This is a genomic window from Aquimarina litoralis, from assembly GCF_039523995.1.
Taxonomy (GTDB): Bacteria; Bacteroidota; Bacteroidia; order Flavobacteriales; family Flavobacteriaceae; genus Aquimarina; species Aquimarina litoralis.
This window is the reverse complement of the sequence record NZ_BAAAGE010000003.1, coordinates 508,429-533,195: the sequence shown is the minus strand read 5'-3', so window position 1 is coordinate 533,195 and position 24,767 is coordinate 508,429. Positions and strand designations below refer to the sequence as shown.

The window sequence follows — 24,767 nt, the reverse complement described above, 5'->3', positions numbered from 1 at the left end:
CTAAAACCGATTTTATATCATTATAGAACCTGTTTTAGTGTAGCAGTAATATCTTATTTATCTAAAATTTCTTTAATGTTTGGTTTAAAATAATTAGGCCCTTTGAGTACTTTACCATCTTCCCGATAGATGGGCCTACCATCTTCTCCTAATTTACTCATATTACTACGTTGAATCTCCTCAAAAACCTCTTCTATTTTATGCTGCATGCCGTGCTCTATAATCGTACCACATAAGATATACAACATATCTCCCAAGGCATCCGCCACTTCTACCAAATCGTTATTTTGAGCCGCCTCAAAATATTCTTCATTCTCTTCTTTCATTAAATTAAAACGAAGGGTGTTTTTCGCTTCTCCTAAATCTGCGATAGGTTCATTTTTATATCCAATCTCGAATGCTGTATGAAATTCTTGTACAGCTGCAATTTTATCTTTCATGTTTTTACACTATTGTTTTAGAAGTTCTTTAGAACCTACCATTAATCATCTGCTTTTGTCAAAATTTTGTGATGGTGTATTTCAAGTGATTCTTCTATAAGTTATCTTTGCGGTAAAAATAACAATTTATGTTTAGTACTGGTCAGTTGATTTTTGCAGGATGTTTTGTAGTTGCTTTTATTGTTTTGATGATTATTAGCTATAGAAAAGACTTACAACTACATCGCAAATATTACAAAGGCAGTATTTTTATTCTCATCGGTTTTATTATCTTTATTTTGCTGCTTTTTGCGTTAAAAACGTATTTAAGACCAGAATAACAAACTATACCCCTAGTTTTCAATTAAATAGTAATTTTTATTATCTAGGATCATTTGATCACTAGTAAATGCTTTTTTGGTTTTTTCTAAAGAATTTTAGAAAAATACCGGGTATTGGGTATGGGAAAGTTATGCTATAAAACAAACCTTTGTTCAAGCAGTTAATATTTAATTTTTAGTCATTATGAATTATTGGAAAAAAAGAGCTGAAAAGTTCCTAGAGCTAAAAGAAAAATATGATTCTTCTTCTCAAGAACCCAGTCCTAATGGCAGATACATTATTTTATCCCAAAATGATCATAATGCCAATAGGATAGAAAAAAACATCAAACGTAGCGAACTCAATTATGAAACTATAAGTTATGATAAAATTTTAAGTCAAAAAAAAAGTATCGACAATGTTCTTTCTGAAAAAAAAGTCATCATAATTAAAAAAACTGGTGTTGGTATCGTCAAACTATCTGATGAGGAATTTAAATCCTCCAATAAACATTCCAACCTTTTAATCATTCCAGACTTAAAAATTCAAAATTCTAATCAACAGACCTCAGAAGAAATCTTAGCTCAAGATGACCAAAATACCAAAATGACATATGGAATTAGAATGGGCGAAATTAAACTTGACTCTCATTTTAATGGAAAGCAAGTTTCAATAGCTATACTTGACACAGGAATAGATAAAAAACATCCAGATTTAAAAGAAAAGATTGCGGATGGAAAATCATGGATTGATAATGAAAGTGATTTTTCTGACACAAACGGTCACGGTACACATTGTGCTGGTATTATTGTGGGAGGAGTGGATTCCAATGGTCGAAGATATGGTGTTGCACCAGAGGCGAAATTATATGTTGGCAAAGTGTTGGATCATAATGGAGAAGGTTTTTTATCTAACTTACTTTGTGCTATAGACTGGGCTATAAAAAATGAATGCAACATTATATCAATGTCATTAACCTCCAAATTATACGACATCAGTAATGCTGTTCAGTCTGATTTATTTGAAAAAGCAGAGAAAAAAAGAATAGTTATGATCGCAGCAGCTGGTAACAATAGTGATCATTCTTCTGGCACAACTCATATAATATCAAACCCTGCTGCTTCGCATTCTGTAATTGCGGTAGGAGCAATTGACAAATGTTACAAATTATACAACAAAAGTAATGTTGGAGTGTATCCAAGACTCCCTTTAGGCTTTGTAGCACCTGGAGTAGATGTTTATTCAACTTGGTTATCTGAAAATGGAGAAAAAAACTATAAAACTTGTACTGGAACAAGTGCCTCCGCTCCATTTGTAGCAGGTATATTCGCTTTAACAATTTCAAAATTTCACAACAATAGAAGGATCAATAGTTACAGACGTAGAGCTAGTCCAGAACAATTGTTAAATGCAATTAACAAAAATGTTTTAGATCGATGGGGCAATTCCAATCTGTACGGTATTGGACTTCCTCTTGCACCTAAATAATAACTATCAACCAAATATTTAAAATATGTCAAACTTACACATCGGAAATGTTGATCTTACTGACAACGAGAACTTTCAATTTCTATATGGAAGCCAACTTTATGGAACTCTTTTTGGAATTTATGGAAAATTTACTACCACAGAAGCGGAAGAAGGATATTATATACAAGAAATAGAATTCAAAACAATTAACTATAAAGGAATATTAAACATTAATATTTCTGATCTTAAGCGACCTGAATCTAAAGATTACCAACCTCCTCAAGATCCAAATGCTGATGAAGAAAGTCCAATGCCAACAATACAAAAAGTTCTAGTTTTTCTAATAGAAGTCCAAGCGTTAAAAACTGCAGATCCAGATATTGAATATATGAATTTTATCCATCAAAATGGCGGTAATGAAAATGGCATAAAAGTTGACAAAAATAATTTTTTACATTTTGATAGAAGATTAAAGAAGATTCATGAAAATGGCGAAGCATTAAAAAACAATGTTTTTGATTCAGAATTTTATTATAGAGAAGGGATTCTTCAAGATGGAGATCAATATCCAGAAGTATGTCCAAAACCAAAAACTCAATCGGATGGACCTGTTAGTTTACTTATGTCTCATTCAGGAGGAATTTGTCCAAGAGGCACTGTTAAAATAAGATAGTGATAAATGATAAAATTATTCTTTTTTATTGCTCTATACGGTTGTTGTTTTCTTTCAACAACCGTTTATTCATTTTCAAGTAATAGGCAAACCCATGAGTTGATCATTAATAACATTATTAACTTAGAGTATGAGAATGCAGATAGATTAATAGAAAAAATTGAAGATTTGCGATTAAAAGAAAGTTTAAAAACATTAAATCTAATACTATACAATCAAGGCCAGGAAATACAAGACTCCACTTCGGTTGGATATCAAATAAATCTAAATACTAAAGACAAGCTTCTTTTAATTTTTAATAATCTTTCGTTTGGATATAATGAATTATTTCACAATCCCAATGAAGGAACATCGTTTACTTACTTTTTTGAGGCTTACCGATTGGCTAAAGAAAAAAAGAACCTTAATTTAAGAATACTTACCTTGTTAGGTATACTTGAATTTTATCACTATGAGTTTGTTCTAACTAGTAGACAATATGAAAAATACTTATTAGAACTCAAAAGTCTTGCAAAAACTCCAATTTTACACTCTTGGTATTATTTACATTATATCTACTTTAAATTGGAAAGTACTAACAAAAACGAAAGAGAAGTATCTGCTGAAATAGATAAACTCGAACAACAAATCAAATTGTTAAAAAAAAATCATAGAATTAGACCACTCTTCCTTTCTTTAAAAGCAATCAACTTAGGAAGACAAGGAAAAATGGAAGAGTCCAAAAAACTTCATTTAAAAGCTTTAAAAGAATCTATGGACTTTCCTTTTTTAAAATACATTAGGTTTAGAACTTGTTATAAATTGGCAGAATTATACAATTCTAATAACTACAATGAAGATGGTTTGAAATATATTAAAATGGCCGAAGAACATATCGATATTTCAGATAAACTTAGGAGTCAAGTTTTTATATCAAAATATATATCAGAGAACTATAAGGGTTTAGCCGAAAAATATGTTGATTCTTTTAATGCATTAAAAAAAAATAAGAATCTATTTAGAATTGACTCCATGGCTCAAAAAGCTTTTCTAAGCTATCGAGAATCCTACACAAAATTCACACGATCTGTTCAATTAGAACATGAACTGGATTATCAAAAAAATACTTCGGATAATATCAAACTTAACAAACAACTTCAAACCGCCGAAAAAGAAAAACAGATCCTAATCGAACAGCAACAAAAGAAACGAAATCAAAACATAGCAATTGGGTTAGGAGGTTCTCTTTTTTTGGGAAGTATTATTGCAATTCTTGTATATCGTAACACCAAACGCAAACAACGAATCGCCGAGCAAGAACGAGAAATTGAAATTCAAAAAACCGAAAAACTGCTTAAAGAACAAGAACTAACAGCGATCGACGCCATGATTTCTGGACAAGAAAAAGAACGGCAGCGCTTAGCGAATGATCTGCACGATAACCTAGGTAGCACTCTAGCGACTGTAAAACTTCATTTCGATCATTTAAAAAACAATAGAAACAATCCTAATGTAGAAAATGTAGAAGAGCTCTACAGTAAAACCAATAATTTGCTAGACGAAGCCTATCAGAAAGTACGAACTATTGCTCATGAAAAAAATAGCGGAGTTATGGCAAATCAAGGATTGCTTCCTGCGATCAAAAAATTAGCCACAAAAGCTTCCAACGGAGATCAGCTGCAAATAGAAGTGCAGGATTATGGATTAGAGGAACGCTTGGACAATGCGTTAGAAATTTCAATTTTTAGAATGATCCAGGAATTGATTACCAATACCATTAAGCATGCCAAGGCCTCAGAAATTAATATTTCTCTTACTAACCATGATTCTTTATTAAATATTATTGTGGAGGATAACGGAAAAGGATTCGATGCAAAAGTATTACCGGAAAAAGATGGAATGGGGTTAAAAAGTATAGAGAAACGTATTGAACATCTGGAAGGTACTTTTGAAATTGACTCTACTATAGGAAAAGGAACAAACATCATCATAAACATACCCATATGATCACAGTAGCCATTGCAGAAGATCATCAATCATTAATTGATGGTATTGATTTATTATTAAAATATGAAGAAGGAATCAGTATTGTTGGTATGGCCAATGATGGCGAAGAATTATTATCCATTGTAAGAAGAAAGCAACCTAAAGTTGTATTAATGGATATTAGAATGCCGAAAGTAGATGGTATTGCTGCAACTAAAATCATCAAAAAAGAATTACCGCACACCAAGATTATCGCTTTCTCTATGTTTGATCAGGAAGATGCTGTAAGACAAATGGTTGCAGCAGGTGCTTCTGGGTATTTATTAAAAAACTCTCCTTTAGAAGAAGTACTTACTGCCATCCATGAAGTGACTAAAGGAAACACCTATTATGATGCTTCTATAGACCCCACTTTTTTTTCAGAAAATACAATTCAACAAGTAAAAAAACAAGTGCTATCTAAAAGCGAGCGAGAAATTCTTACCCTAATCGGACAAGGAAAAACCTCATCTGAAATTGCTGCTATACGTTTTAATTCTGTATCAACTGTAGAAACACACAGAAAAAACATCATCCGTAAATTAGGACTTAAAGGAAAAGGAGAATTATTACGCTATGCTATCGAGAAAAAATATGATTTCTAAGGTCTAAGACCTATTGAAAACTAAAAAAATACCCTTTTATGGGTATTTTCTCCCTTGATATTTCGAAATAATTTTAGGAATCATTAACTCCTAATTATTTCAAATCATGAAAACAAAATCTATTGTAACCATCGCAATATTATGCTATAATTTTATTGCGATAGCACAGAGCGCTGAAGAAGAAATATCACAACTAGCAGATCAAAACAAAAGTTCATCTGAATTCATAGAACTACTAAAAAACAATTACAATATTGAGAAAAATGAGTACTTCGGAATTTTTAAATTAGTCGATACTACAGAAATTGAATTATATCAATCTGATGTTTCTGTAACATCTGAAATAAATTCAGAAACTATAGATATTAAAAAAGTTATTATCGAAATTAAAGATGGTGAAATGTTCAATATCAAAGTTTTCCCTAAAAATGATCAGACTTTGTTTTTTTATAACAAATCCCCAACTAATATCTATAGCTTTAATTCTTATAAAAACAAAACTAAACTTTGGAGCAATAAAAGGGAAGGAGTATACATAAAACTTATAGACTTTATAACTTATGATTATCAAAACGGGAAACGATATATCATAGAAAATGAATTGATCAATCTTTCTTCGCACAAAGACTCCTCACAACATAAAATTTTTATCAATAACAATTTAAAATCTATCATAGATTTCAGGGTTTATACAGATTTTTTAGGATTAATAGATGAATCGTCTAATGGTATTGTAAGTTTCGAAGGCAATAGTACATTTTTTCTCAACCCATTTAATCTTGGACGCTTTCACTATTTATTTAAAAAATTTAAAGCTGGAGTTAGCTATTCTAGATTCGACAATGATGATAGAGAAGTTAATCTTCCTGTCATAAATTCCTTAGATCTAATACAAAAATCATTTTTAACTGCAGAAACTGAAATTGATATATATGAAGTCAGGTTAGGCAAAAAATTTCCTTATAAAATTCTAGCGAAAGGGAAAGGAAGTCTTAGACTCACTGAAACTTCCGAAGAAAATTCAGAAGACTTGGAAAACACCATCACTTTAGGTTTAGGATATGGCACGGAAATACAAGTTGAACGTTTTTCCAATTTTGGAATAAACGCTTCCATATATTTCAATAGATATCAGAATAATAATATAACGGAAAACAATATCGTCAATTTCGATACTTTTAGTGTTCATTCTGAAGTATACTTTTTTGTACCACAAAGTGATAACGCATTTTTTTTGAGAATGAAATACGAAGAAGGTCGAAGAGACCTGAATGCTAGTGCTAACTTTTTTAATGTACAATTTGGTTATAAAGCCGAAATAAACTTCGCAAAGAATGAATAACGATAAAAAAATGAGGTAGCGACAACATCAAAATACCCTATTACGGGTATTTTTTTGTATCTGTTCGAAAGGTAGTTTTGGTTTAAACAAAAAACACCTTTTCAAATGAAAAATTTTTATTTACTCACACTTATTGGAATACTATTTTGCTACAGTTGTAGTGAAGATAACGGAGATTCTGGAAATCCTGGTATTTCTGATCCAACGCAAATCGCTAACCTAATGAATGACAATTTGGTATTACCTGCTGGTTCATTTATAGTGGATCCAAGTACTGTTGAGATTGATGAATCTATTACCATTAGAAGTGGATCCTCTAGTATCGTTCCCATAGCTTCTGGACAGTCTATGACAAATGCAATTTCTTTTAACGCTCCTAATGGTAATGTCAATGCTGTGGGTATGCGTTTTGGAACCACTGGTCCTATTTATTTTGTTCCAATCAATACCAATGGAGCTACCGCAGGTACAGGAAACTTTGATTTTTTAATTAATCAAGGAATTTGTGCCGATCTTTCGCAAGTATGTCATGATATCAAGTGTTATGAATTTGCACAAACATCCGCTGGAAATATTTCTCGAGCAAATATTAGGGATGTGGCTATGCTTTGCGGAAATTGTGATGAACCATCTTGTCAAGGTTTGGTAGATGCATCGGATTGCGGCGGGCTTGCAGGTCAGGATGGTAGTCCTAGGTTTAATCTTACCTGGTCAGGAAGTGCAGATCTTGATCTTTATGTTAGAGATCCTAATGGAGAAACACTGTCTTTTAATAATCCACAATCAAACTCAGGTGGAGCTTTAGACGTGGACTGTACCGGGAACTGTACTGGTGGAAATTCAGAAAATATTACCTGGGCTAATGGTGGTCCTTCCGGAACTTATCAGTTCTATGTAAATATTTTTAGTGGAAGTACTACTTCTTATACAATTACGGTTAGAGATAATGGTAGTACTGTAAATACATTTAATGGAACCATCAGTAGTGGAGACTCCAATACACTAAGCTATACTAAAAACTAAATCTCCAGAGGCATTTATAACCAACATCTCCAGAAAATACCTTTAACTGGGTATTTTTTGATGAGTTCTTGGTTTTTAATTTCAACCCAAACTTTAAAATACGTTATTATGACTAAATTGAAACTTTCTGATTTCGAAATCGAAAATGCTTCTAAAAACTACAATTTTAGAAGGACATTTTACTCAGCTCTCGTAGTATCATCACTTGCCGTTGCTACATCTTGTACCTCGGATAGTTCTGTCTGTACAGATAGTAATAGTGGTGATGCAGTTGCTGCAGGAGTTAATTGTGTTGATTCTGATTAATTTAATCATTCAATGCTTGGAGTTACACCAAAATAAAATACCCTTAATTGGGTATTTTTTCATTTTATAATCTACTATAACTTTATCATAACACTAAACACAATATTATGATAAAATCATCAATCTCTAGCGTTATATCGGTAAAGCGGAAGCATAAGAAATTGCTCATCAAAATAGTTAAAACATTATTGCTCATTTGTATAATTTCACTTCACTCCTGCTCTTTTCATTTTACAATGAATATATAAACACTAGTTAATTACTTATCCATAAAAGTCAATACAATGAATTTACAAGAAATATTATATCCTATCACACCTGATGTTTTCTTTAAAGATTATTACGAAAAAAAACATCTAATTATTAAGAATAGAAGCAAACGCTTTTTTGATGATTTGTTATCAGTAAATGATCTTGACACCATCTTATTTTCATTAACTAATCATCATCCTGATTTTCGATTAGCTGATCATTCCAAAACTGAAAAACCAGATCCTAAAGAATACACAATTAAGGGATCTGATATTATAGATCCACTAAAATTTTCCAACGCTTTTGAAAATGGAAGTACCTTAGTAATGTCCGGTTTACAAAATAAAATTTATAGTTTGCGAAAACTGACCAATGAGTTAGAAACCTTTTTCAAACATCGTATTCAAACCAATGTTTACCTTACACCAAAAAAGTCGCAAGGCTTTTCTACTCATTATGATACGCATGATGTATTTATTTTTCAATTCGAAGGCTCCAAACATTGGCGTATTTATGATGAGCCAATTCCGTTGGCAGATAAAACAATTCCTTTTGATAAAGAAACGTTTGTTCCTGGTAAAGTAATCGATGAATTTACTCTAGACAAGGGTGATGTATTATACATCCCAAGAGGTATAGTTCATGATGCTTATTGTACCGATGAAAATTCTGGGCATATTACTACCGGAATTGTAGGCAAAACATGGGCAGAACATTTGGCAGAGGTTCTTATAGAAAAATCTAAAAATAACTTACCATTAAGAAAATTCACGAAATTCCATTTAATGGATGGGAAAGAAAAAAGTAAAGAGCTTGAAGAAATAAAACAGGTTGTTACAGCTCTAATAGAAAATCTACAACATGACGAAGAGATTTTAGATGATTTCTACAGCAGACAAAAAGCCATTGCGCAAGGACAGTTGAAGCAAATGATAAACATTGATAAGATTAATGAAAATTCAACGATTAAAATCCGCGAAAAAAATAAATTTAGAATAACATCTTTAAATACCAAAATTAATGTGAAATTCTATGATCTGAAATTATCCATGCCTATACAATGTGAACCATTTCTGGATAGATTAATTGCCGAAGATCATCCTTTACCTATTCATAAAATTGACTGTAACCTTGATAATGAAAGTAAAGTTTTAGTAACAAAACAATTATCTAAAATTGGAGTACTTGATATTGCTTCTTAAAATGTAGCATTAAAAAACGCCTTCTGATTCTGATCAGAAGGCGTTTTATTTTATACCAAATGTTTTTTACTAATTTACTTCTGGTAAGAATCCAAATGACTTACTATATTCTAACATTTGTGTTACAAAATCCTTAGGCTGTGTAACATTTATTTTAGTAATTTCTCCATTTTCATCCATTTCAGGTACTAAGACAGGATTTACAAAACCACTGTAAGGAGCGGATGTAAATTGCTCATTTCTTCTTAGAATCTCTGTATGAATTGCTTGATCAACTTTTACTCCGTAACCTTCTACTAACTCCTCGGCAGCTTTGAAATCACCTTCAGACTTAATACGCTGTGTTTCGCGGAGCAAACGTCCAAAAATTTCACGCAGCTTAGTATAATCATTAATATTATAATACGTTTTCCCGTCTTTACTTACTTTTTCTATAACATTGTCTTTAGTTCCTTGTTCATAAGCCCATGCACTTACCCACTGACGGTTACGCATATGTGCTTCTTCTACATCATCTCCCAAATTAAGACGTATTAATTGAGTCATAAGTCCATTACGGATGTAGCCATCATATGCTGCTTTTCCAACTTTTTCCCAGTCTTCAACTAATCCCAGCTCCTGTAGTTTAGGATCCATTAAATAATATAATCCTACTAAATCTGCTCTTCCTTCTTCCATAGTTGAAGCGTAGTTTTTTAGAGTTTCCTTAGTTTCTCCAACACCAGGATTTAATTGACCAGATGCATGCCCTACCACCTCGTGTAAAGCGGTATGTAGTTTATCTGCTAATTGTCCATATTTTTCTTCTAACTCATATTCTTCTTCATCATGAACAAACTCTTTAAGACGTCCTGATCCACCAGCATTGTTATAGGCATTAATTATATTCCCTAAGGAAACGGATTTAGATCCAATTGCTGCTCTAATCCAATTAGCATTCGGCAGATTCACTCCAATTGGAGTACTTGGCGATGCATCTCCTGCTTCTCCTGCTACCGTTACCACCTTATAAGTTACACCTACAACACTGTCTTTTTTATGTTCATCCATCAATGGAGAATTATCCTCAAACCATTGTGCATTCTCAGATAAAACCGCCATTTTTTTTGACATATCGAAATCCTTTATCTGAACAATAGTTTCGTAAGAACCTCTATATCCAAGTGGATCATTATACACTTCTATAAAACTATTAATGTAGTCGATATTTCCATCAGTAGCTGCTGTCCAAGCTACATTATAATCGTCCCAGATTTGTAAATCTCCAGTCTTGTAATACTCAATTAGTAATCCCAGCGCATCACCTTGTGCCTTATTCTCTGCTACTTCTTTTGCTTTTTCTAACCACTTGATAATTTCATCAATAGCTGCACCATACAAACCGCCAGATTTATATACCCTTTCTTTTAATTCTCCATTTTCTTTTACCAATTGAGAATTTAAACCATAAGACAATGGTTTTTTGGGATCGGGTGATTTCATTTTTCCATAAAAAGAAGTAACATCTTCGTTAGTAACACCTGGACCATAAAAGTTAACAGCAGATAATGCCACATTATCTATACCTTTTGCCTGATTCACTTTTTTAGCATCACTATCATCAAAAATAACTGTAAGCGCATCCTCACTCAACTCTGTTTTCGTTGCTTCCAGAAGAGTAGTTAAATATTCCTTACTAAACTCAGGTTTTATTTTATCATTACTATAGTGATGGTGGATACCATTAGAAAACCAAACTCTTTTTAAATATGTTTCGAAAGAGATCCAATCTTTGCTAGTTTTATCTCCATTATAAGAAGTATATACATTTTCAAGTGCCTTACGAATCTTTAAATTATGACGATAGTTTTGATCCCACATGATATCTCTACCGCTCAATCCTGCTTGTGTAAGATAGTATACTAACTTCTGCTCTTTTAGTGTAAGATTTTCCCATCCAGGTATTTGATATCTTAAAATCTTAAGGTCTGCAAATTGCTCAACAACATAATCGAACTTCTTATCTTCAACTTCTTGTTCTGAAGTTTGTTCGGCTTGTTGTTGATTGATCTGATCCTGAATGCTTGGATCATTTTTACATCCAATTAGCAATACGCTAATTAGCATAAAATAGATTATACGTTTAATTATCATTTGTTTATGTTTATTGTTTCCAGCAAATGTAACGAAATAAAAAAAATCACATTTTTAAGTAACCTACAAAGAACATTTCTATACTTCACTCAAATAATAAAAAAGCATAACACTCTGAAAACCTTTACACTAAAACCCATTTCAAAAATTGATTATCTTAGCTACTCAAATTTTCTAAACTAACTAACATGAAAATCATAAAATATTTATTTTTTCTTCTTCTTATTGTAGTTGTTGGTGGTGGGGCTTACATAGCAATGATAGATGGAACATTTCAATTAGAAGAAAGTAAAGTAATTAATTCTCCGGATGAATTGCTTTTTAACACGGTTAACGATTATAAAACATGGGAACAGTGGAATCCTTGGATGACTGATTCTGATGATCTAATTATAGAATATTCTAATCAAACTAGCGGTGTAGGAGCTTCTTATAGTTGGAAAAGTGAATCACAAGAAGATGGAGGGATGAAAACTGTAAAATCTGCTCCTTTTTCGAGTATAGATCAAAAGCTAACAATAGTACTACCTGTGGTTGATCAAATTACCAATGATGTTTATTGGAAATTTGAAAAATTGGAAAACCAAAAAACCAAAGTAACCTGGGGAATGAAAGGAGAACAAGGTTTTATGGAAAAGCTATTTTGGATGACTAGAGATAGCACGGTATCCGAAAGTTTAAGACCTATGTATAAAAAAGGCTTAGATAAACTGGACACCTATACTCAGAAAAAAATGGAAGAATATTCTATTAATGTGGATGGTGTAACAGAGCACAGAGGTGGTTTTTATATGTATAACGCAACAGCATCTTCAATCGATGAGATTCCCGATAAATCAGCACAAATGTTATCCTCGGTTTTGGCATATGTACGACAGAACAACTTACCACAAACCGGAATGCCTCTTACGGTATTTAATGAATATAATGAAGCTTTAGGAACTGCTATATATTCTTCAGGAGTTCCGGTAAGAGAAGAAGTAATTACTCCAGCTGATAGTAATATCTTATGTGGGTCACTCCCCCGCCAACAAGTTGTAAAAACTACTTTAAAAGGAGATTATAAGAATTTAAAAGAAGCGTGGGAAGCTGCGAATCAGTATATACAGAAAAGTGGTTTAGTTCCATCGACCGAATCTCCTGCTTTTGAAGTTTATAGGTCAGGCCCAGATTTACAACCAAATCCAGCTGAATGGATAACGGAAATATATATCCCTGTGCAATAAACCCTTTTGATAAAGTAGTAAAACAAAAGTATAATAACATATAAATGAAACAGATACTGCTCGTGTTTATAGGAGGAGGTACAGGTAGCGTAGCAAGATTTCTTATTAGTAAATACCTAAATAATGAAACTAGCGGAATACCCTATGGGACTTTTATTGCCAATATACTAGGTAGTTTTCTTATAGGAATTATTCTTGGGCTTGCCTTAAAGAACAATGTATTATCACAAAACACTGTTTTATTACTTGCTACTGGTTTCTGTGGAGGGTTTACAACATTTTCCACTTTCGCGTATGAAAATCATATGCTTTTACGATCCGGAGACTTTATGAACTTCGCAGTGTATACGCTTGGTTCTTTTGTGATAGGGTTTCTTTTAGTATTTTTAGGTATGTGGATCGTAAAATAACAACCAATATTCTATCAAAATCATAATTTTAAAGTATCATTTTAAATAATAACCAACACCATTATAACCAATGAAAAAAATAGAAGCAATCATTCGTAAATCAAGATTTAAAGAAGTAAGAGATGCCTTGCATGATATAGAGGTAAACTTTTTTACTTATTGGGATGTTACGGGTGTTGGTAATGAAAAAAAAGGGCATTTATACAGAGGTATTAGTTATAGTACGTCTGATATCCAAAGAAGATATCTATCGGTAGTAGTTTCAGATGAATTTGCAGAAAAAACAATACAAACCATAATTGATGCCGCAAAAACTGGAGAAATTGGAGATGGAAAGGTATTTATTTCGGAAATACAAAATACCTACAGAATTCGAACTGGCGAGCATGGTAATCAAGCTTTGAATTAAAAAAAATCCTTACTAATATAAAAGAGCTTATCAGTACTTGATAAGCTTTTCTTATTATATCCTCATTAACTTTTATATAACTTAATTTAACAATTAGTGAAGATTATTTACTTATTTAACATCTTTACAAAAAACAACACTTTCAAATTCTTAAAAAATCGACTCACAAACGATAATGTCTAATTTTTAAGGGGCATAAAATAGTAAAAACGTAAAAATGGGGGTGGATACCCCTTTTTTTATTGGGATAAATTTGTTTTAACATAGTTTTACAGCTCCAATTAAAAACAAATTAATACCAATTAATGTTTATTATGAAAACAAAAACCGTAACAACACTTTTTAAAAAAGTATGCCTTTTTTCTCTAGCGCTTATTAGTTTTTCTGCGATTGCACAGGAAGAAGAAAAAAAATGGTTCGATAATTTTTCTGTTAATGGATCTGTAGATGGATATTTTAGAACCAATATTGGTGCTCCTAATACTCTTGACTTAGACAATAATCCAGACACACCAGATCCTTTTCAAGCACCAGGAACTTCATTTGCAAATGAATCTGGATTTGCTCTTGGTATGGCTAATGTTATTTTAGGATATGAAGGAGAAAAAGTAGGGTTTGTTGCTGATTTAGTATATGGTCCTAGAGGTGAAGACGCTGTATTCAATTCAGTAGGTTCTTCTAATATCGTAAATCAATTGTATGTATACTGGAATGTAACGGAAAAATTTAAACTTACTGTAGGGAACTTCAACACCTATTTAGGATATGAAGTAATTTCTCCTACAGGAAACTTTAACTATTCCACTTCTTACATGTTTACTAACGGTCCTTTTTCTCATACAGGATTAAAAGCCGACTTTGCGCTAAGCGATCAATGGTCTGCAATGGTTGCAATTATGAATCCAACAGATTATACCGAAAATAATCCGTTTGACACATACATCGTTGGAGCACAAGTAGGATATTCTGCAGATAGTGGAAGTGCTTATTTAAATTTTAGATATGGAAATGAAGGAGAACCTGGACCATCAGAACCTACGTTTCAAGTTGATTTAACAACAGGATGGGATGTATCTGATAAATTTTACCTAGGTTTTAACGGTACATATTTAGATACAGATGGATCAGGATTCTACGGAGCTGCAATATATCCTCAATTTCAATTAGTTGACAGTTTCGCCCTTGGTTTAAGAGGAGAGTATTTTAATACATTTGTAGATACAGATGGTGTTGATGATGTTGATGTAACTGCTATCACTCTAACTGGAAGTTATGATATTGGTAACCTAACTTTTAAACCAGAATTCAGACTTGATTCATCTGAAGATGCTTTTCTTGACAAAGACTTAGAAGCTACAAGTAGTCTTTCTTCTTTTGTTCTTGGAGCAATCTATAAGTTCTAATATATTATAGTTTAATATATTGTTTGTTTATGCTAAAAGCACTCTGATATCAGAGTGCTTTTTTTATTTATTTTCTTCGACGGTACTATACTTTTTGACACCAACTGGGATTTCTATATCTAAATGATTTTCTTCTGGAGGAATAGGGCAAGAATATCTAGCGCTGTAAGCGCAATAAGGATTATATGCTGTATTAAAATCGATTATTATTGTATCACCTTCTGGGATAGTAAGATCTATAAAACGTCCTCCATCATATGAGCTTTCACCATTCGTTAAATCTGTAAAAGGTAAAAAAAGATAATTTTCGTACTCAGGTTGTGTTTTTAACCCTTGATTTTGATAAATATTAAGTTTTTGTTTTTTGTCTTCTAAAACAAATTGAGCTTCACCATATTTCACATAAATTGGTTCTCTATTCGTAGTAGTCTTCATAATAAAAGGAGTTTCATAGGGTGTCCTTACAAACTTTGCTTTTATGCTATAGTTTGTATCAATTTTGAAGAACTCTAATGCCTTAAATGTTTTAAAATCCTTTGGTGTTAATGGTGATTTTTCTTCTGAAGCGAACTTCTTATTCAATCCTTCTTGAAAAGCTAATATTTTTTTTATTGCTGTAGAATCTTGAGCCGCTAAATGGCTAAAGCATAGCATTAGTAAAAAAGATAATCTGTACACTGTCCCCTTATTTTTTGCAAAAGTACAAAGCATTCACAATAAACAAGTTAATATTCTCTAAAATTGTATCCAATTTTTCGACAAAAAGCTACTTTTACCGGTTCTAAACAAATCAACTAACCATATCGTGAAAAAACTGTTTCTAAACTATATAGATACCTTCTCTGGATTATCCAAAGAAGTCTGGTGGTTAGCCTTGATAACACTGATCAATAGAATGGGAGCTATGGTCATCCCATTTTTGTCTTTATACCTTTCTGATGATTTATGTTTTACACTACAAGAGATTGGATGGGTTATGAGTTGTTATGGTTTAGGTTCTCTATTAGGTGCCTGGATTGGAGGGAAATTAAGTGATCGAATTGGTTATTACAAAGTAATTTTAGGATCTCTGCTGCTAACTGGGATTTCTTTCTTCGTTGTACAGTATTTTTCGAGCTTTTTGAGTATTTGTATTAGTTTTTTTATTTTAATTACGGTTGCAGATGCCGCAAGACCAGCATTTTTCGTAGCACTTAGTGCATATAGTAAACCAGAAAACAAAACTCGATCATTAACATTTATACGACTTGCGATAAACCTTGGATTTTCTATGGCCCCAGCTCTTGGAGGATTTTTAATAGTTACCTTAGGATATTCAGGATTGTTTTGGGTAGATGGAATTACTTGTATCATCGCAGGACTTATTATGATCAAAACTTTACATCCTAAAAAAGCCAGAGTAATTGATAAAGAAATTGTCATAGAAAACCCTACTCCCGCAGCAAGTGATGGAATTTATATGCTATTTCTAATAGCCTTAACATTGTTTGGATTTATTTTTGTTCAATACTTTTCTACCATACCTTTATATTATAAAGAAGTTCATTTTTTATCAGAAAAAAGTATTGGCCTCATACTGGCTATGAATGGAATTCTAATTTTCATTTTCGAAATGCCCTTAATTGCTTATTTAGAATCTACCTCATTATCCAAAATAAAAAATGTTATTCATGGATTTATTCTAACAGGTATAAGTTTCCTATTATTAGTCATCACTCCTTGGGCTGGAATTGTTATTATTGGTATGATCATAGCTACTCTTGGCGAGATGATTTCATTTCCCTTTGGCAACGCTTTTGCTCTAGACCGTTCTAAAAAGGGAAAACAAGGAGATTATATGGGCTTTTATAGCATGTCATTTTCTTTAGCACATATATTGGGACATAATACCGGAATGCAATTCATTAATAATTATGGTTATAACAACGCATGGTTATTTATGGGTAGTATTGCCGCTTTAGGAACGCTTTTATTGTTTATTGTGAAATATAAAATTGGAAAAGAAAAAACAGCACTCCTTAAAAAAACTTAATTACTAATAAAACCTATAGATTCAATATTTTTAAACCACAATATCATTAAAGAACACTGCTAAAAGAACACACAAAATATAATTTATTCCGATGAAGTACTTAATTCATATCTCGTTAATTATCATATTATTCAGCTGTAAAACTGACAAGCCCGAGCAATCCCCAATGGATGTGAAAAAATTCAAGGAAACTGGACAAAGACAAAAAACATTTCCAAAATTAATGCCTAACAGATATAATGTAGGTTTTTTAATTATGGATGGTACCTACAATACGGAATTTACAGCTCCTTTTGATATTTTCCAGCATACGCAATATCGAGAAAACATCAAACAAATGAATGTGTTTACGGTTGCTAATACTGATAAACCTATAACTACTTTTGAAGGTGTAAAAATTATTCCGGATTACAATTACGTTCAAGATTCTATTCCAAGGATTGATATATTAGTAGTACCCAGTGCTGAACATCATCTCGATACAGATCTACAAGATACTGCTATGATCAACTTTGTAAAAAAAGTAGATAAAACAGCCTTATATATGACGTCCCACTGCGACGGTGCTTTTGTACTAGCAAAAGCTGGATTATTAAAAGATAAAGTTTCAACTACCTTCCCAAGCGATATCAATAAAATGAAAAATATGTTTCCTGATCTGGATATCAGAAAAGATATTCTATTTGTACATGATGGAAAATATATCACTTCGGCTGGTGGTGCTAAAAGTTTTGAGGCTGCCTTGTATTTGTCCGAACATTTATATGGTAAGGAAATAGCAAAATCATTAGCAAGAGGATTGGTAATTAACTGGGACTTAAAAAATATCCCACATTTAATAATTTCTAAGTAAGCTAAAAAGTATTAGAAAATATAAAAGCGCTTCCCTCGGGAAACGCTTTCATCAATTTTAGGGCTAATTACGTACTCTCTTTAGCTTCAAGATTTGGGGTCTTTCAGACTAATGTCCTCACACTTAATATGCCCTGATGTATTCCAAACTAATATTTCAAACCTGTATCGTCATACAGCTTAAAAATGTTAATTCTGGCCATACACCGTTATGTTTTTAAGCTTATGTAAATATATTGTAAAAAAATTGTTAATACAAAATTTTAAACGATAAAAAACACAAAAAATCGATGAAATACACAAAAATACATGTTTTTAACGATTTCTCATATCGTCTTATTTATTTAAAAGAGGGATATTTCTTCTTCTACCTCCATTTTTTACTAAATACAGATATAGTTATAAAACAAAAGCGATCTACAAATAGATCGCTTTCTCTTATGGGTCAAATTATGTACTCTCTTTAGTTTTTAGATTTGGGGTCTTTAGACTAATGTCCTCACACTTAATTTATCCCAATGCGTATTCCAAATTAATATTTCAAATCCATATCGTCATATTTCTTGATATGTTAATTTGTATCATACACATCTTTAATATTTTACGCATTATAAAGATAATAGTTTTTCTACTTCAAAACCGTAATCAAACAAAAAGTTATTAACAAAAACACGATTAAGTGTTGATTAATTACGATGAAATACATTTTTTACAGTATTTCAAGTATTAATAAGAATGAAATCTTGAGGAACCTAAGTACTTTTTAATAACCCTATTGTACTCCTTAGAAATTCTAAGTGTCAAAGTGCCTTCTATATTGTATAAACTGTCCATCTCTTTATAGCCCTGCTGTAGCATTTTTTCTAAATAGAAGATTGCAGTTTCATTATCTTCGTCTATAGCACTCAAAGCAATAATAGTTTTGTAGGAGTCAAAATCATCTTTGTCAATGATAGTACTTAAAATATTCAAGAATATTTTCCTATCGATTTCTCTTTTACTTTTAGAAAGCTCCTTTTTATAATTAGTTACTATATTTTGTAAAAAACCTTTTATTCTTACTACCATAGCCGTTGTATATGGCTCTTTAGTACTAGATAGTTTATCGAATTCCTCCATTTTATATTGCCACCATCCAAGATTATTATATGCATTCAAACCTATATCTTCTTCCAAATCGAAAACCAATGATTCTCTTAAATACATTTCTTTGTTTTTATTCCTAGATTTAATTCTTTTCTCTGTTTTGTAGGCTTTTATTTTCTTAATTTCCTTCTGCTCATTTTTCAATTCGTCAGTATCTACAAAAGTTTGAAATTTCTTCTGCATTCTAGTTAATTCATCATACGCTTCTAAGTAATCTCCTTTTTCTTTTAATTCAAATATGTTCTCTTTATCTTTTTTGTATAACATATTAATCCATAAAGAATCAACAGGAATATTTCCTTTTCTCATGGCGTCTATAGTGAAAAAAGGTAATGTCCTATGTACAATATCTTGAGAGGGTAATTTCATATTTCCTTCATATGTATATAATGACGAAGAGATTCCTTTCCTATCTAAATACTTATTGTATAAGAAAAAGTCTTGGTATCTAAAATTATGGGTATTAACAATTCCAAAATAAGAGAAGTTCCTATTTCTACGTAATTTCTGATGATAATCAAAACTATCGTTAATCGCGATTACTCCACTAAACTGTTCATAAAATAATGGCAATGAAGTATTTAAAGAAGCATTATCGCCAACACCTAATGCATACATTCTTTTTTCTTGGATAGGGAAAAGCGATATAATGTGTTTTACAAAAACAGGTATATAACTTGATTTATCACTCTCACTTAACTTGTTACCATAATTAGAAATGGCTACTATATATCCAAATTCTTCAGCTGCATTCTTAAACAAATGTGTTAAAGCACTTATATTTTCATTATTATCAAAACCAAATAGAATAGGCCATGGTTTATTAAGGTCAAAAGATTTTGGTAGATATATACTGTAAACTCCTTCCGTTTCAGGCACTGCTATAGAGTCGGTGACTACGCCTTTTCTAAGTTTTAAGCTATTCTGACCGGACGTAGATGTTACGATACAAATAAATATAAAAAATGACCAAATTTTGGTAGAAATACATTTCATATTAGAAAGTTTACGCTATCATATTGGCTACAAAAAAAATGCCATTCCTTTATGTATGTTCTTCTTTACCAAAACAATAGCACTTTATGCTCCAATCTTTCCTAATTCTACTCCTTCTGAGTACGCAACTTGGATATCATGCTCACTAAAAGCTTTTTTGATTTCTTGATGCGTAATAAATGTTACTTCCCAGAAATCATCGGGTTTCACATAAGGACGCACAGCAATTAGAATATTATGAGAATCAAAGTTTTCTATTCCTATTTCAGTTTTTGGAGTATCCAAAATTTTATCAATAGGATTAATAGCGTTTTCTATTACCCTTTTTACCTTAGAGAAATCTTCATTATACGGCATCGTAACGGTAATCTCTAATCGTACAACTCCCCTTTTAGAATAGTTAGCAACTACATCGTCCGTTATTTTAGCATTTGGAATAATCAAAACTTTATCTCCTGGCGTTACTACAATTGTACTAAAGATTCCTATTTCTTGTACTTTCCCAAAAGAATCTCCTACCTGTATCCAATCTCCAGCCTCATAAGGTTTTAAAAACATAATTAATATTCCTGAAGCAAAATTTCCTAAGCTGCCTTGTAAAGACATTCCGATTGCAAATCCAACTGCGGCGAGAATTGCCAATAATCCTGAAAGATCCACTCCAAGAATGGTAACAATAGCAAAAACGATAGCTATTTTTAAGATTACAGAGATAATAGACAACAAAAAAGGGCGCATTGTGTCGGAAATTCCAGTCTTCTCCAGCGTTTTGTCTAATAACTTTAGTAGTTTTTTAATAAGTTTAAAACCGATCCAAAACACTAAAGCTGCTGCAATAATTTTGGGAGCGAAAAAAACAACTTTATCAATCGCTATTTCAAAATATTCCTGTAGTTTTTCCATAGTTAGGCTTTTGAAATATCTAAAATAGAAAAATTAAATAAAAAAACGCTCAGAGTTTTGCTCGAGCGTTTTTCCTATCCTTTTCCCGTACTCTCTTTGGTTCTAAAAACCAATGTCCTCACACAAGATTTCGATAAATTTTACACACTTATAATACATCAAACCTTGTGCCAAAATTTAGAAAACATTGACTTAGCTAATTACTATTAGCAATTGCCTTCTTATACTTCCTTAGCTCAGTTGCTACCTTTGGAGTTAGAATAAATAATCCAATCATATTAGGAACTAACATCGAAAAAATCATGGCATCCGAAAAATCAGTTACAGCGTTTAGACTAGCTGCAGAGCCAATAATTACACAAATACAAAATATAGTTTTGTAGATATAAGACACATATTTTTTTCTTCCAAATAAATAGGACCAAGCTTGATAACCATAATACGACCAAGAAATCATTGATGAAAAAGCGAAGAGTATCACTGCAAAACTTAGCAAATAAGGAAACCATGAAATACCACTTTCTAACGCATTTGCAGTTAGCAAGACACCTTGCTCATCAGATATTTCAGCTCCAACATTAATTTGACCAGTTATAATTAAAACCAATGCGGTCATTGTACAAATCACAACTGTATCAATAAATGGTTCTAGTAAGGCCACCAATCCTTCGCTTGCTGCATATTTTGTTTTAACTGCTGCATGAGCAATGGATGCAGATCCAATACCAGCTTCATTAGAAAAAGCAGCTCGTCTAAACCCTTGTATCATAACTCCTACCATTCCACCAGTTACCCCTTTTGTACTAAAAGCACCATCAATTATAGACATGAAAGCTTCTGGAACTATTTGATAATTGATTACTATTATCGTAATAACAGCGAGTACATAGACTACAACCATTGCAGGTACAATTTTATCTGTTACTTTGGCAATTTTCTTAATTCCTCCTATAATTACAATAGCTACTAAAATTGCCATGATTAAACCGAAAAGCCATCCTTTTCCATAAAAGAAACTGTTTTCTGCTCCGGTTACATGTTCGAATAACTTGAAAGCTTGATTCGCTTGAAACATATTTCCTCCACCAAAAGAGCCGCCAACGCACATAATTGCAAAAATTGCTGCTAAAACCTTTCCTAATTTAGAAAATCCTTTTTCTCTAAGACCTTTACTTAGATAATACATTGGACCACCATAAACAGTACCATCTTCTGTAACTTCTCTATACGCAACTCCCAACGTACATTCTACAAACTTAGATGCCATTCCTAAAAAACCAACTAATATCATCCAGAAAGTAGCTCCTGCTCCACCGATTGATAATGCAATAGCTACACCTGCAATATTACCTAATCCTACGGTAGCTGATAAAGCAGCTGTTAATGCCTGAAAATGACTTACCTCTCCAATTTCTCCTTCTGCCCTAACGGTATCAGGTTGATCTCCATCTGTTGTATGCACAGATTCTGATACTTCCAGTATTTCTGAATTTTCAAGTGCATCATATTTTCCTCTTATAATACGAATAGAAGTCCAAAAACTCCTAAAATTGATTCCTTTAAAATAAATAGTAAAATATGAAGCACCCATTAAAAGCACAACTAACACCCAAGGAGTACCTACCTCCGATGTGATTGGAATTTCAGCAAAAATTGCATCCACAAACCAATCTGTCATATTTTTAAATCCTGTATTAATCTTTTGATCAAAAGATTGAAGTTCTTGCGCTGTTCCTTTTAGGTATCCCAGAAAACAAAGACATCCCAATATATTTTTTTTCATCTGACCGATTTTTTGATTTCGGACGAAGATTGAATAAAACTATCTATGAGAAAAGATTACGCATTGATCAAATTAGCTACTATAAGTACGTAAGCACATACTTAATCACTAGTATCATTATCTATACTAGCATATTGTAAAAGTTGGTTTGCCTTGGCGAAAGCAATAAGTTGTTCTTTTCCATCTGCTCCACTAATTTTAAGCACTTTTTTAATCTGATAAATATGAGTTTGAAAACCATCTAAACTAATATTCATAGCTTCCGCAATTTCAGTATAAGATTTACCTTCTCCGCAAACACCTAAATTTCCTAAAACTTCTTTTTGTCGATCAGACAATGTAATTTTTGTAGATTCTTTTAAAGAATTGATTTCAAAATCACTTTCCTTTATACGTTCTTGTAATCTTGCAATAGTATCTAAATGACTTTCATTAGCCAATATCAACTTCTGCTGTTCCTTTAGTAAAATCTCTTTTTCTTTATTAAGTAACTCTACTTCATTTTGTTTTAATTCTTTTTCGGAAAGAAACTTCCAACTGTATAATAAAATAGAAAATAGTAATATAAATAGAAACTTAAATGACAATCCTGTTATAACTCCTAACAAACTCCAAAATTTCTGGTCTAGAAGTTCTAATGCTTTATCCTGAGGAATGATTCTTTGCGTAACCGCTATAACAATCAAAACAAAAAGTAAAAAGCAAGGTACTACCATAAACTTCATATTACGATTTGCGAAAGCTTTATTAAGCTCATTTAACAATGCAAATGCAACAATTAAAGAAATAGGAATATCGATAAGCCAAATAAAATTATTACTAATCTCTGTATTACTGTAAGAAGTTACTATAAATACAAAGGCAATCATTATTAATATTCCACTAAACAAAGTGACAAACTCTTTTTCGGAAAAACGCTGAACCAATCGAACCACTATATTGCGCTCCTTGTGATGTTCTATGGATGGTAATGAAAGTAGAATACTTAATGAATTTGCCAAAGAAATTAGAACTCCTACATAAATGACAAGTTTATGTGTTGGGTTTATTTGAGATACTTCTATTAGGGATATGTTAATCAGGGCTCCAAAACCCCAAAGGAATATTGCTAAACCGAACCATTTAATACCAATGATGGAAATAGAAGATTGATTTTTGAACTTTTCTTTATGATAAATTCTTTGAATTACAAAAGCTGTAATCAAACATACAATGGCGGTAACATAATATTCTAAAGTGACATACATAACGTCTTAAAGATAAGATTTAATCTATTTATCGTCCTTTCTGTTCAGAATAGGGTTGTTTTCGACCACATTCGATAGAATAATATGTGTTTTGGCCTCACCATATGTAATCAATCTATCAATAAACCCTTGAAGATGAACCTGATCTTCCAACACTACTTCCATAATGATATTTTCATTACCAGTTATTCTATAACAATTAAGCACTTCTTTGAATTCTGATATCTTTGACAAAAAAGGTTTAAGGCGTCCCATAAAAGCTCTGATTGTTATGATTGCTTTTAATTGATAACCAGTTTTAGCGTAAGAAACTTTTGTGGTATATCCTTCTATAATTCCTAAGTCTTCCATTTTTTTTATTCGCTCTGCAACTGCGGGAGAACTTAGTCCTACATTTCTTCCGATCTCCGCATTTGACAATCTAGCATTCTCTTGTAATAGCTGTAGAATTTTCCAATTTGTATCGTCCATTATTATTTTAACTTTTCTAAATGAAAAACTTTAATATTTAAAGCAAAATAATCATTCTGCTTTAAACTAAAAAGCAATATCCTTGTAAATACACTTAATTTTGATAGTAGAATGGAGAGACGCCCCGAAAATATAATTC

23 protein-coding genes are annotated in these 24,767 nt (G+C 31.9%); 15 read left to right on the top strand and 8 right to left on the bottom strand.

Annotation, left to right across the window (positions count from 1 at the left end):
* Positions 1 to 53: 53 nt before the first annotated feature.
* Entirely contained in the window at positions 54 to 440 is a 387-nt protein-coding gene (locus ABD077_RS16700; RefSeq protein ID WP_343913389.1) for a pyrophosphohydrolase domain-containing protein, read from the bottom strand.
* Positions 441 to 568: 128 nt separating this feature from the next.
* Between ABD077_RS16700 and ABD077_RS16695 the strand changes: the two genes are divergently transcribed.
* The 9 genes from ABD077_RS16695 to ABD077_RS16655 all read left to right on the top strand — a co-directional run bounded on the left by ABD077_RS16695 (position 569) and on the right by ABD077_RS16655 (position 9,617).
* A complete protein-coding gene (locus ABD077_RS16695; protein WP_299606567.1) occupies positions 569 to 760 on the top strand; it encodes a hypothetical protein in 192 nt (63 codons plus the stop codon).
* A gap of 184 nt (positions 761 to 944) precedes the next feature.
* Positions 945 to 2,228 carry a S8 family peptidase gene (locus ABD077_RS16690; RefSeq protein ID WP_343913388.1) on the top strand — a complete coding sequence of 428 codons (1,284 nt, stop codon included), beginning with the start codon at positions 945 to 947 and terminating at the stop codon, positions 2,226 to 2,228.
* A gap of 25 nt (positions 2,229 to 2,253) precedes the next feature.
* Positions 2,254 to 2,883 (top strand): hypothetical protein, encoded by a 630-nt coding sequence (locus tag ABD077_RS16685; RefSeq protein ID WP_343913387.1) that lies wholly within the window; start codon positions 2,254 to 2,256, stop codon positions 2,881 to 2,883.
* A 99-nt stretch (positions 2,884 to 2,982) separates the two neighbouring features.
* Complete coding sequence (locus tag ABD077_RS16680; protein WP_343913385.1) at positions 2,983 to 4,869, top strand: sensor histidine kinase; 1,887 nt, start codon at positions 2,983 to 2,985, stop codon at positions 4,867 to 4,869.
* Positions 4,866 to 5,492 carry a response regulator gene (locus ABD077_RS16675; RefSeq protein WP_343913384.1) on the top strand — a complete coding sequence of 209 codons (627 nt, stop codon included), beginning with the start codon at positions 4,866 to 4,868 and terminating at the stop codon, positions 5,490 to 5,492. The genes ABD077_RS16680 and ABD077_RS16675 overlap by 4 nt, the downstream gene beginning before the upstream one ends.
* Before the next feature lie 106 nt (positions 5,493 to 5,598).
* A complete protein-coding gene (locus tag ABD077_RS16670) occupies positions 5,599 to 6,834 on the top strand; it encodes a hypothetical protein (protein ID WP_343913383.1) in 1,236 nt (411 codons plus the stop codon).
* 105 nt (positions 6,835 to 6,939) lie between these two features.
* On the top strand, positions 6,940 to 7,857 hold the full coding sequence (locus ABD077_RS16665; protein WP_343913382.1) for a YfaP family protein: 918 nt from the start codon (positions 6,940 to 6,942) through the stop codon (positions 7,855 to 7,857).
* Between the two features lie 108 nt (positions 7,858 to 7,965).
* The gene (locus ABD077_RS16660) at positions 7,966 to 8,163 is read left to right on the top strand and encodes a hypothetical protein (RefSeq protein WP_343913381.1); all 198 of its coding nucleotides are present in this window, start codon (positions 7,966 to 7,968) and stop codon (positions 8,161 to 8,163) included.
* Between the two features lie 284 nt (positions 8,164 to 8,447).
* Positions 8,448 to 9,617, top strand: coding sequence for a cupin domain-containing protein (locus ABD077_RS16655; RefSeq protein ID WP_343913380.1), 1,170 nt, complete (start codon positions 8,448 to 8,450; stop codon positions 9,615 to 9,617).
* A gap of 69 nt (positions 9,618 to 9,686) precedes the next feature.
* Here ABD077_RS16655 and ABD077_RS16650 read toward each other — a convergent pair whose 3' ends face one another.
* Positions 9,687 to 11,750 carry a dipeptidyl-peptidase 3 family protein gene (locus tag ABD077_RS16650; protein ID WP_343913379.1) on the bottom strand — a complete coding sequence of 688 codons (2,064 nt, stop codon included), beginning with the start codon at positions 11,748 to 11,750 and terminating at the stop codon, positions 9,687 to 9,689.
* A 188-nt stretch (positions 11,751 to 11,938) separates the two neighbouring features.
* Here ABD077_RS16650 and ABD077_RS16645 point away from each other — a divergent pair, with 188 nt between their 5' ends.
* The 4 genes from ABD077_RS16645 to ABD077_RS16630 all read left to right on the top strand — a co-directional run bounded on the left by ABD077_RS16645 (position 11,939) and on the right by ABD077_RS16630 (position 15,198).
* Positions 11,939 to 12,976 carry an SRPBCC family protein gene (locus ABD077_RS16645; protein WP_343913378.1) on the top strand — a complete coding sequence of 346 codons (1,038 nt, stop codon included), beginning with the start codon at positions 11,939 to 11,941 and terminating at the stop codon, positions 12,974 to 12,976.
* Positions 12,977 to 13,020: 44 nt separating this feature from the next.
* The gene (gene crcB, locus ABD077_RS16640) at positions 13,021 to 13,386 is read left to right on the top strand and encodes a fluoride efflux transporter CrcB (RefSeq protein ID WP_343913377.1); all 366 of its coding nucleotides are present in this window, start codon (positions 13,021 to 13,023) and stop codon (positions 13,384 to 13,386) included.
* Positions 13,387 to 13,456: 70 nt separating this feature from the next.
* Positions 13,457 to 13,795, top strand: a complete 339-nt coding sequence (locus tag ABD077_RS16635; protein ID WP_299606531.1) for a P-II family nitrogen regulator — start codon at positions 13,457 to 13,459, stop codon at positions 13,793 to 13,795.
* A gap of 314 nt (positions 13,796 to 14,109) precedes the next feature.
* Positions 14,110 to 15,198 (top strand): outer membrane beta-barrel protein, encoded by a 1,089-nt coding sequence (locus ABD077_RS16630; RefSeq protein ID WP_343913376.1) that lies wholly within the window; start codon positions 14,110 to 14,112, stop codon positions 15,196 to 15,198.
* A 63-nt stretch (positions 15,199 to 15,261) separates the two neighbouring features.
* Here the strand turns inward: ABD077_RS16630 and ABD077_RS16625 are convergent, their stop codons facing one another.
* Positions 15,262 to 15,876, bottom strand: coding sequence for a DUF1684 domain-containing protein (locus ABD077_RS16625; RefSeq protein ID WP_343913375.1), 615 nt, complete (start codon positions 15,874 to 15,876; stop codon positions 15,262 to 15,264).
* Between the two features lie 127 nt (positions 15,877 to 16,003).
* Here ABD077_RS16625 and ABD077_RS16620 point away from each other — a divergent pair, with 127 nt between their 5' ends.
* Both ABD077_RS16620 and ABD077_RS16615 read left to right on the top strand, forming a co-directional pair.
* Positions 16,004 to 17,230 (top strand): MDR family MFS transporter, encoded by a 1,227-nt coding sequence (locus ABD077_RS16620; protein ID WP_343913374.1) that lies wholly within the window; start codon positions 16,004 to 16,006, stop codon positions 17,228 to 17,230.
* 166 nt (positions 17,231 to 17,396) lie between these two features.
* The gene (locus ABD077_RS16615; RefSeq protein ID WP_343913818.1) at positions 17,397 to 18,083 is read left to right on the top strand and encodes a DJ-1/PfpI family protein; all 687 of its coding nucleotides are present in this window, start codon (positions 17,397 to 17,399) and stop codon (positions 18,081 to 18,083) included.
* Between the two features lie 725 nt (positions 18,084 to 18,808).
* Here the strand turns inward: ABD077_RS16615 and ABD077_RS16610 are convergent.
* The 5 genes from ABD077_RS16610 to ABD077_RS16590 all read right to left on the bottom strand — a co-directional run bounded on the left by ABD077_RS16610 (position 18,809) and on the right by ABD077_RS16590 (position 24,628).
* The gene (locus ABD077_RS16610; RefSeq protein ID WP_343913373.1) at positions 18,809 to 20,224 is read right to left on the bottom strand and encodes a hypothetical protein; all 1,416 of its coding nucleotides are present in this window, start codon (positions 20,222 to 20,224) and stop codon (positions 18,809 to 18,811) included.
* Between the two features lie 84 nt (positions 20,225 to 20,308).
* Positions 20,309 to 21,127, bottom strand: coding sequence for a mechanosensitive ion channel family protein (locus ABD077_RS16605; protein ID WP_343913372.1), 819 nt, complete (start codon positions 21,125 to 21,127; stop codon positions 20,309 to 20,311).
* Positions 21,128 to 21,323: 196 nt separating this feature from the next.
* Positions 21,324 to 22,910: an alanine/glycine:cation symporter family protein gene (locus tag ABD077_RS16600; RefSeq protein WP_343913371.1), complete on the bottom strand. Its 1,587-nt coding sequence runs from the start codon at positions 22,908 to 22,910 to the stop codon at positions 21,324 to 21,326.
* Between the two features lie 101 nt (positions 22,911 to 23,011).
* Positions 23,012 to 24,157 carry a helix-turn-helix transcriptional regulator gene (locus ABD077_RS16595; protein ID WP_343913370.1) on the bottom strand — a complete coding sequence of 382 codons (1,146 nt, stop codon included), beginning with the start codon at positions 24,155 to 24,157 and terminating at the stop codon, positions 23,012 to 23,014.
* Between the two features lie 24 nt (positions 24,158 to 24,181).
* A complete protein-coding gene (locus ABD077_RS16590) occupies positions 24,182 to 24,628 on the bottom strand; it encodes an Lrp/AsnC family transcriptional regulator (protein ID WP_425545874.1) in 447 nt (148 codons plus the stop codon).
* Between the last annotated feature and the right edge of the window lie 139 nt (positions 24,629 to 24,767).